The 14,380-nt window shown below is 71.0% G+C and carries 11 protein-coding genes; 7 read left to right on the forward strand and 4 right to left on the reverse strand.

The genetic code is table 11. From position 1 onward, the window contains the following. Positions 1–5 precede the first annotated feature (5 nt). Both CJ014_RS15215 and hemC read right to left on the reverse strand, forming a co-directional pair. Positions 6–2,108, reverse strand: a complete 2,103-nt coding sequence (locus CJ014_RS15215; RefSeq protein WP_100081340.1) for a uroporphyrinogen-III synthase — start codon at positions 2,106–2,108, stop codon at positions 6–8. Positions 2,109–2,111: 3 nt separating this feature from the next. Continuing rightward, the gene (gene hemC / locus CJ014_RS15220; protein WP_100081471.1) at positions 2,112–3,032 is read right to left on the reverse strand and encodes a hydroxymethylbilane synthase; all 921 of its coding nucleotides are present in this window, start codon (positions 3,030–3,032) and stop codon (positions 2,112–2,114) included. Between the two features lie 210 nt (positions 3,033–3,242). On the opposite strand from hemC, the gene tsaD reads away from it, so the two are divergent. Together tsaD and CJ014_RS15230 are read left to right on the forward strand one after the other, a co-directional pair. Continuing rightward, entirely contained in the window at positions 3,243–4,322 is a 1,080-nt protein-coding gene (gene tsaD / locus CJ014_RS15225) for a tRNA (adenosine(37)-N6)-threonylcarbamoyltransferase complex transferase subunit TsaD (RefSeq protein ID WP_207765769.1), read from the forward strand. Then, positions 4,319–5,302: an NAD(P)H-dependent glycerol-3-phosphate dehydrogenase gene (locus tag CJ014_RS15230; RefSeq protein WP_100081342.1), complete on the forward strand. Its 984-nt coding sequence runs from the start codon at positions 4,319–4,321 to the stop codon at positions 5,300–5,302. The genes tsaD and CJ014_RS15230 overlap by 4 nt, the downstream gene beginning before the upstream one ends. A 260-nt stretch (positions 5,303–5,562) precedes the next feature. Here the strand turns inward: CJ014_RS15230 and CJ014_RS15235 are convergent, their stop codons facing one another. Then, a complete protein-coding gene (locus CJ014_RS15235; protein WP_100081343.1) occupies positions 5,563–6,774 on the reverse strand; it encodes an NAD(P)/FAD-dependent oxidoreductase in 1,212 nt (403 codons plus the stop codon). Positions 6,775–7,117: 343 nt separating this feature from the next. Here CJ014_RS15235 and CJ014_RS15240 point away from each other — a divergent pair, with 343 nt between their 5' ends. Both CJ014_RS15240 and CJ014_RS15245 read left to right on the forward strand, forming a co-directional pair. Further along, the gene (locus CJ014_RS15240; RefSeq protein WP_100081344.1) at positions 7,118–8,146 is read left to right on the forward strand and encodes a hypothetical protein; all 1,029 of its coding nucleotides are present in this window, start codon (positions 7,118–7,120) and stop codon (positions 8,144–8,146) included. 2 nt (positions 8,147–8,148) lie between these two features. Next, positions 8,149–9,165: a carbohydrate kinase family protein gene (locus CJ014_RS15245; RefSeq protein WP_207765762.1), complete on the forward strand. Its 1,017-nt coding sequence runs from the start codon at positions 8,149–8,151 to the stop codon at positions 9,163–9,165. A gap of 46 nt (positions 9,166–9,211) precedes the next feature. On the opposite strand, the gene CJ014_RS15250 is transcribed toward CJ014_RS15245, so the two are convergent. Beyond that, positions 9,212–10,684: a xylulokinase gene (locus CJ014_RS15250; protein ID WP_100081346.1), complete on the reverse strand. Its 1,473-nt coding sequence runs from the start codon at positions 10,682–10,684 to the stop codon at positions 9,212–9,214. Between the two features lie 205 nt (positions 10,685–10,889). Between CJ014_RS15250 and CJ014_RS15255 the strand changes: the two genes are divergently transcribed. The 3 genes from CJ014_RS15255 to CJ014_RS15265 are packed head-to-tail and all read left to right on the forward strand — an operon-like array spanning position 10,890 to position 14,373. Beyond that, entirely contained in the window at positions 10,890–11,822 is a 933-nt protein-coding gene (locus tag CJ014_RS15255; protein WP_100081347.1) for a substrate-binding domain-containing protein, read from the forward strand. A 59-nt stretch (positions 11,823–11,881) separates the two neighbouring features. After that, a complete protein-coding gene (locus tag CJ014_RS15260; RefSeq protein ID WP_100081348.1) occupies positions 11,882–13,411 on the forward strand; it encodes a sugar ABC transporter ATP-binding protein in 1,530 nt (509 codons plus the stop codon). An 11-nt stretch (positions 13,412–13,422) separates the two neighbouring features. Next, complete coding sequence (locus CJ014_RS15265) at positions 13,423–14,373, forward strand: ABC transporter permease (protein WP_100081349.1); 951 nt, start codon at positions 13,423–13,425, stop codon at positions 14,371–14,373. Positions 14,374–14,380: the final 7 nt, after the last annotated feature.

Below are 14,380 nucleotides of genomic sequence, written 5' to 3' on the forward strand. Positions count from 1 at the left end.
CGGGATCAGTCAGCGGCGGGCACCGACAGACGGTCGACGATACGAGCGGAGATGGCCTTCACGCCGGCGTCGACGCGGACGCGGGCGTCGAGGTCGGCGAGCCAGCTTTCGGCCGGCGGGCGCGCCCAGGCGGGCAGCGTGTCGGCCGCCGCCTTGGCCGCGGCGGCGTCGCCGCGCTTCAGCGCCTCACGGATCGCTTCGACGGCGCCCGACGCCGGATCGGTGGTCGCCGGACCGGTCTCGCGATAGTTGACCAGCGACTTGGCGCTGTCGAAGACGCCGCTCATCCAGCCCTTGCCGGCCTCCACCGGCCGCCGGGCCAGCATGGCGTCGACCGGCAGCGTGGCCAGCAATTGGTCGCGGGTGGGCACGCCCCGGTCGGCGAAGGACCTGAGGTCGTCGAGGCCGGCAAGGTCGGGCGCGGCGGCGGCGACAACGGCAAGGTCGGTGGCGAACGGCAGGCCGGCGTCGATCTTGCCGGACAGCGAGGTGAGGGCGAGCGACAGGGCGGCGATCTCGCCACCCTTGGGCGCGTTGGCGAGGCGTTCCTCGATGCTCGCGAGCCGGGTCGCCGCACCGGCGTTTTCCGCCTTCAGCGCCTCCGCCTCCGCCGCCAGCTCGGCGAGCCGGCCTTCGAGCGCGGTGACCGCGGCGGGATCGACGGCCGGCCTGGCGGCGGCGGCCTTCTCGGCCGCCTCCAGGCGGCTGGCGAGGTCGTCGATGCGGGCGCCGAGCGGGGCGAGGTCGACGGCGGGCGCCTGGCGATCCTCAAGGGCGGCGAGGCGGCCAGCGAGCGTCTCGGTTGCGGTCTGCCCGGCCGCCAGGCGGTCGGCGACTTCACCGAGGCGCGCTTCCAGCGTTGCCGGATCGATGCCGCCGGGCGCCGGACGCTCGTCCGGGCGCGGCAACAGGGCGAGCAGAAGAACGGCGGCGGCGCAGCCGCCGACGAGGCCGGCGCCCAGAAAGGGCAGGAACGCCCTGATCCGGCCGGGGCGGTCGGTGCGCGGCGGCGCGGCGGCGTCCGCCGCCTTGTCGGCCTCGGCGCGCGCCGGCTCGATCACCGGCGCGTCCGGCCCCGGCGGATCGCCGAGAGGCGGCTGTTCATCCGGTGGCTCTATCGGCGGAATATCCGGTCCGGGCGGTTCTATGATCGGCTTTTCCGGTTCCGGCGGTTCGGGCGCCGGCGGCTCGGGAGCGGGAGGCTCGCGAGGCGGTTCCGGGGGTGGCTTGGGCGGCTGGGCGGACTTTGCCACCTCGGTCGCCTCAAGGTCTATGACCGGGGCTTTCGGGCGATTGCGCCGGCCGGCGGCGTCCTTGCGGTGGTCGTCGGATACCATAGTCTCAAGTCCCTCCGCTTCATGCTCGCCACCGGCAGTTTCGCGCAGCCGCGCGGCAAGCGCAACGCTGGCTTCAACGAGAGCCGGGCCGGTCGGTTCCGATGCCACGATCAGTTCGGCGACGCGACCGCCGAGCGGCGCTGCCGCCGCCTCCGACAATGCCGCGACGCCGAGGCTCGAAAGGCGGGGCGCCCCGCCCATTGCCTCCATCAGATCAGCGAAAGCTTGCGCGGAGCGGCGCGAGGCGACGATCAGTCCGGTAACGCGTCCTGCGGCGAAGGCCGCGGCGACTTCGGGGGCGAGATTTTGCCGCGGTTCGGCGCGGTAGAGCTCGGCTTCGGCCACCGTGACGCCGAGCCCGGCGAGCCGGCCGGCGATGTCGCCGGCCTTGTCGCGGCCGCCGGCATGGACGAGGCGATGGAAGCCGGTCCGGGCGACCAGATCGACGAGATCGTCGGCGTTGCCATCGGCCGAGCGGACGTCGGCAAAACCGGCGGCGCGGGCGTCATGGGCGGTGCCGGCGCCGACGGCGATCACCGGCAGCCGGGTGAGCGGTTCGAGTCCTTCGACGCCCTTCAGGATCGCCACCGTCTGGCGCGAGGTGAGAATGAGCGCCTCGGCGTCGGGGTCGGCCGCCCGGATGCGGCCGGCCGGATCGTCCGCCGGCTCGATGGTCAGCATCGGCTCGGCAAGCGCCGGAATATTGCGGGCGGCGAGCGCCGCTACCATGTCGCTCGCCTGCGGTTCCGGACGGAGGACGAGAAGGACCATGGCTCAGCTCCCGCCGAAGAAGCCGGGGCCGGCCAGCGCGGCGAGGCGGGCGCCGAGGCGATCGCCGACAGCTTCCGGGTCGGCGCCGCTGTCGCGCCCCTCGTGGGCGCCGCTGCCGTCCGGCGTCAGGATCAGGCCGTGCAGATCGACGCCACCCTCGGTCGCCACGGCGTAGCCGGCGATCGGCGTGCGGCAGGAGCCGTCGAGCCGGGCGAGATAGGCCCGCTCGCAGGCGAGCGCGACGGCGGTCGGCGCGTGGTGGATCGGCGCCAGCAGTTCGGCGACCCTTGGATCGTCCAACCGGCTCTCGATGCCGATCGCGCCCTGGCCGACGGCCGGCGGGAAAGCATCGATGTCGAGGATCTCGCTGGCCACGTCGAGCATGCCGAGCCGCTTCAGGCCGGCGACGGCGAGCAGCGTCGCGTCGGCGGCGCCTTCGCCGAGCTTGCGCAGCCGCGTCTGGACGTTGCCGCGATAGGGCACGACGACGACATCGGGCCGCAGGCGGCGGACGATCGCCGCCCGTCTCAGCGAGGCGGTGCCGACCACGGCGCCATCCGGAAGCTCGGCGAGCGAGCGGTATTTCAGCGACACGAAGGCGTCGCGCGCGTCCTCGCGCTCCAGGAAATGGCCGAGCGCCAGGCCGTCGGGCAGCCGCGTCGGCATGTCCTTGGAGGAATGGACGGCGATATCGAGCGCGCCGCTCAGCAGGCCGGCCTCGATTTCCTCGGTGAACAGGCCCTTGCCGCCCACCTCGGCCAGCGGCCGGTCCTGGATGCGGTCGCCGGCGGTGGTGATCGGAACGATCTCGACTTCCAGCGCCTCGGCCCCCCAGGCGGCGATCAAACGGTCGCGTACCTCGTGGGCCTGGGCAAGGGCGAGCGGGCTGCCGCGCGTGCCGAGACGGATGGGTTTTGGTTGCACCGGTTCGCTCCCCGTGTGATAGAGCCGTGAAACGAAGGCGTCGGCCGGCCGACGGTCGGAAACCACGGCGAATCGTCCCTAGCGTCTCGCCTTGCCATGGCAACACTTGGACCATGGAGCGCCGCGAGGCAACGTGTTCTTGGGTCTCGCCTTTCGCAGGCGGACCACCCCGGCGGAGATGGATTGACCAGGATGGACGGCCTCAGGGATATCGTCGTTCTCGGCCTCGAAAGCTCCTGCGACGAGACCGCCGCCGCCGTGGTGCGGCGACGCGCCGACGGATCGGGGGAAATTCTTTCCAACGTCGTCTTCTCGCAGATCGAGGAGCACGCGGCCTTCGGTGGCGTGGTGCCGGAGATCGCCGCCCGCGCCCATGTCGAGGTGATGGACGGCCTCGTCGAGGCGGCGCTCGCCGAGGCGGGGCTTTCGCTTGCCGATGTCGACGCCGTGGCGGCGACGGCCGGGCCCGGCCTGATCGGCGGCGTGCTGGTCGGCCTCACCACCGCCAAGGCGCTGGCCTATGCGGCGAAGAAGCCGCTCGTCGCCGTCAACCATCTGGAGGGGCACGCACTCACCGCCCGCCTCACCCATGGCGTCGCCTTCCCCTATCTGCTGCTCCTGGTCTCCGGCGGCCATAGCCAGATTCTGAGGGTCGACGGCGTCGGCCACTACAAGCGCATCGGCACCACCATCGACGACGCGCTCGGCGAAGCGTTCGACAAGACGGCCAAGCTGCTGCAGCTCGGCTATCCCGGCGGCCCGGCGGTGGAGAAGATGGCGGCCGAGGGCGATGCCGGCCGCGTCGCGCTGCCACGGCCGCTGATCGGCCGCGACGAGCCGAACTTCTCCTTCTCCGGCCTCAAGACGGCGGTGCGCCACGCGGCGGAGGCGCTGGCGCCGCTCTCCCGCCAGGACGTCGCCGACATCTGCGCTTCCTTCCAGGCGGCGGTGTCGGATGTGGTGGCCGATCGCGTCGGCCTCGCCGTGAGCCGCTTTGCCGGCATGCGCGCCGACGGCCGCCCGCCGGTGCTGGTGGTGGCCGGCGGCGTCGCCGCCAACAAGGCGATCCGCAGCCGGCTCGAGGCGCTGATGACCGACCTCAACGGCCGTCTCGTCGTGCCGCCCGGCAACCTCTGCACCGACAACGGCGCCATGATCGCCTGGGCCGGCGCCGAGCGGCTGGCGCTCGGCCACAGCGACGGCTTCGATGTGGCGGCGCGGCCGCGCTGGCCGCTCGACGACATCGCCGCGCCGCTGGTCGGCCACGGCCGGCTGGGGGCGAAGGTATGAGCGACGCCATCGGCATCTACGGCGCCGGCGCCTGGGGCTCGGCGCTGGCCCTGACGGCGGCGCGGGCCGGCGCCGAGGTAATCCTTTGCGGCCGGAATGCCGAGGAGGCGGAAAGCCTCAACGCCACGCGGCGCAGTCCGCATCTTCGGGACGCCGTCTTCCCGCCGGCGGTGACGGCGCACGCCGACCCCGCCGCGCTGGCCGACGTCGACCTGTTGCTGCTCGCCGTGCCGGCGCAGGCCTGCCGCTCGGCGGCGGCGGCACTTTCCGGCGTTGCCGGACCGGAAACGGTGATGGTTTCCTGCGCCAAGGGCATCGAACAGGCAACCGGCGCGCGGCCCTCCGCGGCGATCGCGGCGGCGCTGCCCGGCCGGCGGGTGGCCGTGCTGTCGGGACCCGGGTTCGCCGACGACGTGGCGCGCGGCCTGCCGACGGCGGTGACCATCGCCGCCGAAGACGCGACGCTGGCCGACGCCATCGCCCGCCGGCTGGCCGGTCCCACCTTCCGGCCCTATGCCGCCACCGATGTCGCCGGCGTCGAGCTGGGCGGCGCGCTGAAGAACGTGCTGGCGATCGCCGCCGGCATCGTCGCCGGCCGGGCGCTCGGCGCGTCGGCGCAGGCGGCGGTCATCACCCGCGGCTTCGTCGAGATGCGGCGGCTCGCCGCCGCCTTCGGGGCGGAGGCGGAAACGCTGATGGGCCTGTCCGGCTTCGGCGATTTGATGCTGACCTGCTCCTCCGTCCAGTCGCGCAACTATTCCTTCGGCCTCGGCATCGGCCGCGGCGAGCCGCCGGCAAGCTTCGGCAAGCTCGCCGAAGGGGCGGCCACCGTCGGTATCGCCGTCCAGAAGGCGGCCGAATTCTCCGTCGAGGTGCCGATCATGACGGCGGTCGCCGAGGTGCTGGCCGGCCATCTGTCCGTCGACGACGCCGTCGACCGGCTGATGGCGCGCCCGCTCAAGCGGGAAAATGTCATCTGAAATCGTCCGGCCGTTGCATTTTGCAACGGGAGCGGGGGGCGTACTGCCGAGGCGATCAACATCTAGATGGGTCGCCGCCTGGTCCGGGCCATATATTGAAGCGGGCAAAATTGCAGGCGGAAACCGAATCGCAACCATGATCGACGAAACTTCCGGGTGTCGGCATCCAGGTCGCGCGTAGCCGGCCGGTCCGAATGGACACCGGGTCCGTCCTCGTAATGGTCTTGCGTCGAGGGCGGCCCGAGCCTTCATCCCCCTGATTATGCCAGGAGTTCCTTGAGCGGCCTCGTCTCGACGTCGAGCCGGGAGACATGCTTGCCGGCTTCCAGCAGCTTCTTGGCGGTGACGAAGGCGGCGGGGAAGTTGAGGGCGTCGACGGCGATCATCGCACCCGCCGCGAAATACCAGACGGCGTGGCTGCCGGGGCGCGGGCCGTCGGTCAGCAGCGTGTCGTCGTAACCGTGGTGAAGGCCGGCGATCTGCAGCTTGGCGTCATACTGGTCGGACCAGAACCACGGCTGCGGCGCGTAGGCGCCGCCGGCGCCGATCAGCGCGGCGGCGGCGGCTTCGCCCTGGTCGAAGGCGTTCTGCACCGATTCGAGGCGAATCAGGCGATCGCCGTAGGGAAAGCGGGCGCAGTCGCCGACGGCGAGGATGTCGGGATCGGAGGTGCGGCCAAAGGCGTCGACCACGATGCCATCGTCGACGGTAAGGCCGGCCGTCTCGGCCAGACCGGCATTCGGCGCCACGCCGATGCCGACGACGGCGAGATCGGCGGCGATCGTCCGGCCGTCGCTCAACTCGGCGCCGGCGAGGCGGCCGTCGGCGCCGACAAGGCGAACGATGGCGGCGCTTTCCAGGATGTCGACGCCGTGGCTCCGGTGGAGATCGCGGACGAGATCGGCGGTTCCGGCGGCGGCGACGCGTTTCAGGATGCGGTCGGCGAGCTCCACGACGCTGACCTCGAGGCCGCGCGTCCGCGCCACGGCCGCCGTCTCCAGGCCGATGTAGCCGCCGCCGATCACCACCAGGCGGCGTCCGGGCTGGAAATCGGCCATCAGCGCGTCGGCGTCGGCCTTGTCGCGCAGCGTGAAAATGCCCTCGAGGTCGCCGCCGATCACCGCCGGCAGGCGGCGCGGCGTGGCGCCGGTGGCGAGAACCAGGGTGGCGTAGGCAAGTTGCTCGCCGCCGTCGAGGCCGACGAGCCGCCGCGTCCGGTCGATGGCAAGGGCTTTACGGCCGGTCAGCACGGTCACCGCGTTGGCCTCGTACCAGGCCGGCGGCTTCAGGAGCAGCCGGTCGAAGGTCGCCTCGCCGACGAGATATTTCTTGGAGAGCGGCGGCCGCTGGTAGGGCAGCACCGGCTCGTCGCCGACGATCGTCACCGGCCGGTCGGAACCGAGCGCGCGGAGCTTGCCGGCGAAGGCGGCGGCGGCCTGGCCGGCGCCAATGATGACAATGGGATCGCTCATCTTTTTCTCTTGCTTCGACGCAGCCTGCGGGCGGGCTTACGGGCAAGCTATATCGGGATCGGGCGGCGTGCGGAAGCGGTGGCCGCCGGCGCGGAGCTTCACGCCTTCCGTCTTTGGTCGCATCGGCCGGAAAGCTGGGCGTCCCGGCTATTTTCCAGTCAAATCAGGGCTTGTCACCCGCTTTGAACCGTCACAACATGCAAAGCGGGCATGCGGCGGTCTCGCGGCCGCGACCCGAAGACAAGAAAATGGCTGCCTCCCGGCCGCAAGGTGGGACGGCCGGAGGAAACGTGGAGCCGCGCGGCCGGGGAGGGCTCGGCAGCGGTCGATTGGGAGTGACCTGATGTTCCGTCTTGACGAAAAGCTGGCCCGCATCCGGGCGGGCGCCTATACGCGCGCCGATTTCATCATCGCCGATGCCAAGGACCCGGATATGGGGCCGTCGATCCCCGGCGCCGGCCCGCTCAGGGCCAAGGACGGAACGCTTGGCCGTTATCAGACGCGTCCGGAATTCCTGGAGAACGTCCGCGCCATCGTCGAGCAGGACGTCGTCGACATCATGCTGACGTCGGCGTCCAGCTTCGAGCTGCTCAACGAGCAGGGCGTCTACAAGAATTCGCACGTGAAGCCGGCGATCCGCGCCAACGACACCACCGACATCTGGTTCGTGCGCGGCGGCGTCTACCCGAAGAAGCCGTCGCGGCCGTTCCGCACCGCGTCGCTGTCGCGGGTGACCACCGGCACCGTCGATCCGGCGCCTGGCGCGCCGCTGGTCGGCACCGACCTCGGCCTCTATTCGATGACCTTCAACAACGATATCGAGCACGACTATGCCTCGCTGGAGGCGTTCGCCGAGTTCCGCTACGAGGCGTCGCTCAACGGCTTCAAGTATTTCCTCGAAGTGTTCAATCCCAACGTCGACACCGGCATCGATGCCGATCTGGTGCCGCACTACATCAACGACTGCATCGCCCGCTGCCTCGCCGGCGTGACCCGGGCCGACCGGCCGGAGTTCCTGAAGATCGCCTACAACGGCCCGAAGGCGATGGAGGAGCTGGCGTCCTACGATCCGACGGTGATCGTCGGCGTGCTGGGCGGCGGCGCCGGCACGACGCGCGACTGCTACGAGCTGATCTTCCAGTCGGAGAAATACGGCGCCCGCGTCGCGCTGTTCGGCCGCAAGATCAACCTCGCCGAGGATCCGCTCAGCATGGTCCGGCACATGCGGGCGGTGGCGAGCAGCGACCTTTCGCCTTCCGAGGCGGTGAAGTCCTATCACGGCGACCTCGCCAAGGCCGGCATCAAGCCCAGCCGCGAGCTCAACGCCGATCTCGAGGTGACCGAGAAGCCGCTCAAGGCCGGGCTCGCCTGATCATGCCGGCGGCAAGACGCGGCATCGTCACCGGGGGAACCTGGTGCGTCGACAACAATCGCCTGATCAGCTTCTGGCCGGAGGAGGACGGCATCGCCGAAATCCTTTCCCAGGAGCTGGCCGGCGGCGGCTCCGGCTGCAACCTCGCGGTCGACATCCGGCATCTCGATCCGGCGATGCCGGTCGAGACCATCGCCATCGTCGGCGACGACGAGGGCGGACGTTTCCTGAGGAGCATCGCCGAGGAGGCGGGCATCGATCACCGGCAGATGCACGTCGACGGTTCGCTGCCGACGCAGTTCACCGACGCCTATGCCTCGGCGACGACGCATCGCCGCACCCACCTGTTCGCCAAGGGGGTGGCGGCGTCGCTCACCCCCGACCACTTCGATCTCGCAGCGACGACCGGGCGCATCCTGCACCTGGGGCTGCCGGGGTTCCACAAGCAGCTCGACGGCGTCTGGGCGGATGGCGACAACGGCTGGGTGACGGTGCTGAAGAAGGCGCGCGCCCTCGGTCTCAAGACCAATATCGAGCTGGCCAGCCTCGAGGCGCGCGTGCTCGCCGACACGGTGATGCCCTGCCTCGGTCACCTCGACTATGTCGTGGTCAACGACGCCGAGATCGGCGCGCTGGCCGGCCTGCCGACGGTCTGCCATGGCGTCACCGACGCCGGCCTTTGCGAGGCGGCGGCGCGGAAGGTGCTGGAAGACGGCGCCATGGAGCTGGTGGTGGTGCACTGGCCGAAGCTCGCCATCGCGGTCGCCCGCGACGGCACGGTTGCCAGGAAGACCTCGTGCGCCGTTCCGCCCGATCTGGTGGTCGGCGCCAACGGCGCCGGCGACGCCTTCGCCGCCGGCATGATCTACGGCCTCCACGAGGGCTGGCCGCTCGAAAAGTCGCTGGCGCTGGCCCATGCGACGGCGGCCTGCTCGCTCCGTTCGGTCACCACTTCCGGCGCGGTGGTCGGCTGGCAGGAGACGCTGAGGCTGGCGGACGCCTGGGGCTGGAAGGTCTGAAACAAAACTTCCCCGGCAGGGCTACCCGCCGGGGGATTTTCATTGATCACCAGGCGGAAAAGGTCGCCCGTGCCGCGTTGAACGGCTTCAGCGCCGCGTAGAGCGCGCGGTATTCGCCATAGAGAAAATCCATCCGCTCGCGCCGCGACGGATCGGGCTCGAACAGGCGGTCGGTGGCGACCAGGCGGGCCGCTGCCTCGCCGATCGACGCAAAGCAGCCGGCGCCGACACCAGCGAGGATGGCCGCTCCCAGCACGCCGGCATCGAGCGTCTTGAGCCGGCGGATCGGCCGGCCCAGCATGTCGGCGCGGATCTGGCACCAGGGATCGGCGGCGGCGCCGCCACCGGCCATCGAGAAGCCCGTCGCCGGCCGGCCGGCCGAGGATTCCAGCGCCTCCAGGAGCCAGCGCACCGACGCCGCCACGCCCTCGAAGACGGCGCGCGTCAGGTCGGCCGGTCCCATGGAGCCGTCGAGGCCGATGAAGGCGCCGCGGGCGCCGATGTCCCAGATCGGCGCCCGCTCGCCCTGAAGATGCGGCAGGAACAACGGCGCCGGACGATGGGGATCGCCGGCGGCGGCGAGGGCCGACAGCTCGGACGGCGCTCTGCCGGTGAGGTTCGACAGCCAGGCGAGCGAGGCGCCGCCCGCCTGCGTCGGGCCGGCGTGCAGCGTGATGCCCTCGCAGGTCGGAAAGGCGACGACGCCGGCGGCGGGATGGCGCGTGCTCGACACCAGGCCGACGATCTCGGAGGTGCCGGAGAGATACATGCAGTCGCCGTCGGCCAGGACGCCGGTGCCGATGAGTCCGGCCCAGGCGTCCATGGCGCCGGCGACCATCGGCGCGCCGGCGAGCGGCAGCCCCGACCGGATGCGGCCGGCCGGCCGGGTGAAGCCTCGAAGCGGCGGCAGCCGATCGGCGACGCCCGGCACCAGGTCGACGAGGCGGGGCACGTAGGCGAGCGACTGGTCGATCAGGCCGAAGGCGGTCATCGGGTCGGCGGTGGCCTCGCCGGTCAGACGCAGGATGCAGTAGTCCTTGGGCGCCATCAGCCAGCGCGTCTTCGCCCAGACGTCGGGGCGGTGGCGCTTGACCCAGAGGGCGCGGGCCAGCGGATGGCTGGCATCGATCGGCAGCGGCGCGCCCCACCAGCCGATGCGCTCCTCGGCGGAGACCTGCGCGTCGAGCTCGGCGGCTTCCGCGCCGGCGCGGCCGTCCTGCCAGGTGATCGCCGGCATCAGCGGCGCGCCGTCCCCGCGCAGGAAGACGTGGGTGTTGACCTGGCTGGTCAGCCCGACGGCCGCGACGGCGCCGTCCGGCAAGCCGTCGGAGAGACGGGCGAGCGCCGCGGTGACGCGGCCCGTCCAGTCGTCCGGGTGCTGCTCGGCAAGCCCCGGAGCCGGCCGCGCCGTCGGATAGGGTTCGGCGTATGTGCGGAGTGCCGTGCCGCTTTCGTCGAACAGGCTGGCCTTGACCGAGGTGGTGCCGACGTCGATGCCGACGAGGAGGGGCGTCTTCATGGGAGAATCCGGAGGCAGAACATGCGGCGCCGAGATCATCACGCCGGTTCCTGTCTGTCCATCCCGGAGGCCCCTCAATCGACGGTGATTCGCGGCTTCGTGTTGAACGCCATCCCTCCGGCTGCTAACTGTTTTTCAGCCGGGGGGTCGACGGAGGACGCGCGCCTCCGACGACCGGCCCGAAAGAAAAACGGGGAACGCACACATGACAGCTTCGCTCCGCACGCGGCTTCCGACCGCCGCGCTGTTCCTTTCCGCCGTGCTGGCGGCCGGCGCCGCCGCGGCGGCCGGCAAGATCGCGGTGATCACGCCCTATCTGGCCCAGCCGGGCACCCAGTTCTACGTCGAGGCCTTCCAGGAGGCCGCCAAGGACAAGGCGTGGGACGTCAACGTCATCGACACCAAGGGCGACGTCGCGGCCGTCATCTCCCGCCTCGAGGACGCGGCGACGCAGAAGGTCGACGCGGTGGTGATCAACGTCGATCCGGCGCAGGTCGAGGCGGGGCTTGCCGCCGTCAAGGACGCCGGCATCCCGGTGGTCGGCATGGATGCCGGCGCCAGCCCCTATCTCGTCACCAACGTGACGTCCAACGGCTATGCCATGGCCGCCGACACCGCCGCCTATGTCGCCAACCGGATCGGCGGCAAGGGCAACGTCGTCATGTTCGTGTTCGACGCCTTCCCGCCGGTGCAGGTGCGCGGCGTGATCGCCGACGCGGTGTTCGGCAACAATCCCGACATCAAGGTGCTCGACCGGGTGACGCCCGACGTTTCGGACGGCGGCATCGCCGACAGCCGCGCCAAGATGGAGGCGATCCTCGCCGCCAACCCGGACAAGGGCTCGATCTCGGCCGTCTGGGCGGCCTGGGACCAGCCGGCGCTCGGCGCGCTGCAGGCGATCGAGGCGGCGGGCCGTCAGGACGAGGGCATCGTCGTCACCGGCATCGACGCCAATCCGCAGGCGCGCGAGGCGATCGCCGCCGGCGGCAATTTCGAGGCGTCGATGGCGCAGGATTTCCACGGCATCGGCAAGGCCGCCGCCGAGGCGGTGGCCCAGACGCTCTCCGGCAAGCCGCCGAAGTCGTCGGTCGTCTACGTGCCGACCAAGCTGATCACCGCCGACAACGTCGGGGACTGACGGGTATTTCGCAACACCGGATGGGTGGCAGGTGCCGCCCTTCCCAATGGATTTCTCCCATGACGCTGCTTTCGATCCGCGACCTCGACAAGAGCTTCGCCGGCGCCCGGGCGCTCGGCGGCGCCTCGCTCGAGGTGCGGGCCGGCGAAGTGCATGCCCTGATGGGCGAGAACGGCGCCGGCAAGTCGACCTTGATCAAGGTGCTGGCCGGCGTGGTGAAGCCGGACGCCGGAACGATCGAGATCGACGGCGCGCCGGTCGCCATCGCGTCGCCGGCCGAGGCGCTCCGCCTCGGTCTGCGCTTCATCCACCAGGAGCTGTCGGTGGTGCCGCATCTGTCGGTCGCCGAGAATATCTTCCTCGGCCGCGACTATCCGCGCCGCTGGGGCGTCTGGATCGACTGGGACGGTCTCAATCGCCGTGCCGCCGCCGTGCTGGCCGGCCTCGGCGTCAGCCACATCCAGCCGGCGCGCAAGATGGCGCGTCTTTCGGTCGGCGACCAGATGCTGGTGAAGATCGCCGCCGCCTTTCAGGATGCCAGTCTGGAGGGCGGCGCCCCGGCCCGCCTCTATGTGATGGACGAGCCGACGGCGGCGCTGTCGGCCGAGGAATCGCAGCGCCTGTTCGCGGTGATCCGCCGGCTGCGCGCGGCGGGCGCCGGCATCGTCTACGTGTCGCACCGGCTCGACGAGGTGATGGAGCTCGCCGATCGGCTCACCGTGCTGCGCGACGGCTCCACGGTGGCGACGCGCGACATCGCCGGCCTCCAGAAGCTGGAGGTGATCGAGCTGATGATCGGCCGCCGGTTTGCCGAGGGCTATCCGCCGCGCCTGGCGCCGGTGTCGGACGAGGTGGCGCTCGGCGTCGAGCATCTTTCCACAGCTTATCTACAGGACGTGTCCTTCGAGGTGCGCAAGGGCGAGATCCTCGGCCTTGCCGGTCTCGAGGGCGCCGGCCAGAGCGAAGTCATCCGGGCGATCGTCGGCGCCGACGGCGGTCACGACGGCGCCGTCAGCCTCGCCGGCCGGCCGGTCCGGATCGAAGAGCCGGTGTCGGCCTGGCAGAAGGGCCTCGCCTTCCTGCCGCGCGAGCGGCGCCAGGAAGCGCTGGTGCCCTCGGCGTCGATCGCCGGCAACGTGTCGCTGCCGCACCTCGACGATCTCGTCCGCTTCGGCCTCGTCCTCGACCGGGCGGCGGAGGCCGAACAGGCGGTGGAACTCGGCCGGCAGGTGAAGCTCAAGGCCAAGGGACCGCGCCAGAAGGTGCGCGAGCTCTCCGGCGGCAACCAGCAGAAGGTGGTGTTCGCCCGGGCGATCGCCGGCAAGCCCGAGGTGCTGCTGCTCGACGAGCCGACGCGCGGCGTCGACGTCGGCGCCCGCTACGATATCCACGCCTTGCTCCGCGAGCTGACGGCCGAGGGAAAGGCCGTGGTGCTCGCCTCTTCCGACCTGCCGGAGCTCGTCTACATGGCCGACCGCGTCATCGTCTTCCGGGACGGCAAGGTGGCGACCACCGTTTCCACCGAGGGCCTCGACCAGGCCGGGCTCGCCGCCCTCTGCTTCGGCGCGCCGGCCGCGCCCTCCGCCTGAAGGAACTCTCCGTGGCTTCCGCGTTCAAGACCTACGGCACGCTGATCGGCTTCGTCCTCGTCGTCGTTTTCTTCTGGATCGAGATCCCCGACACCTTCATGACGGCGAAGAACTGGCTGAACATCAGCCAGCAGGTGTCGATGCTGGCGGTGGTCGCCTTCACGATGACCATCGTCATGGTGATGGGCGACTTCGACCTCTCCGTCGGCTCGATGGCCTCGCTTGCCGGCATCGTGGCGGCGCTTGCCTTCCGCGACGGCCATGGCGTGTGGGTCGGCGTGGCGCTGGCGCTTATCGTCGGTCTCGCCGGCGGCCTCCTCAACGGCGCGCTCGTCGCCTATGTCGGCATCCTGCCGTTCGTGGCGACGCTCGGCACGCTGACCGTCTACAGCGGCCTCGCCTTCCTGGTCTCCGGCGGCAAGACCATTTTCGGCCGCGACATTCCCACCACCTTCTCGGGCTTTGCCCGCTCCGGCATTCCGCTCGCGGAGACGATAAGCCTGCCGAGCCTGACCATCGTCGCCGCGCTGGTGCTTATGGTCGTCTGGTTCGTGCTGGAGCAGACCACGTTCGGCCGGCGGCTCTACGCCATCGGCGGCAACAAGGAGGCGGCGCGCCTCGCCGGCATCCGCGTCAGGCGGCTGCGCTTCCTCGCCTTCGGCCTCAGCGGGCTCGGCGCGGCGACGGCCGGGCTGATGTATGCGAGCCGGGTGGCCTCGGCCAACCCGACGCAGGGCTCGGGCCTGATGCTCGACGCCATCGCCGCCGTCTTCCTCGGCATGACCATGAGCGAGGAGGGCGAGCCGCACGTGGCGGCGACGCTGGTCGGCGTGCTGATCCTCGGCGTGCTCGGCAACGGCCTCACCCAGATGAGCATCGACAGCTACGTGCGCGAGGTGCTGATCGGCTCGATCATCGTGCTCGCGGTGGCCACATCGTCGATCGGCAAGGCGAGGGGATGAGACGGCG

The sequence above is a fragment of the Pleomorphomonas carboxyditropha genome (assembly GCF_002770725.1).
GTDB lineage: Bacteria > Pseudomonadota > Alphaproteobacteria > Rhizobiales > Pleomorphomonadaceae > Pleomorphomonas > Pleomorphomonas carboxyditropha.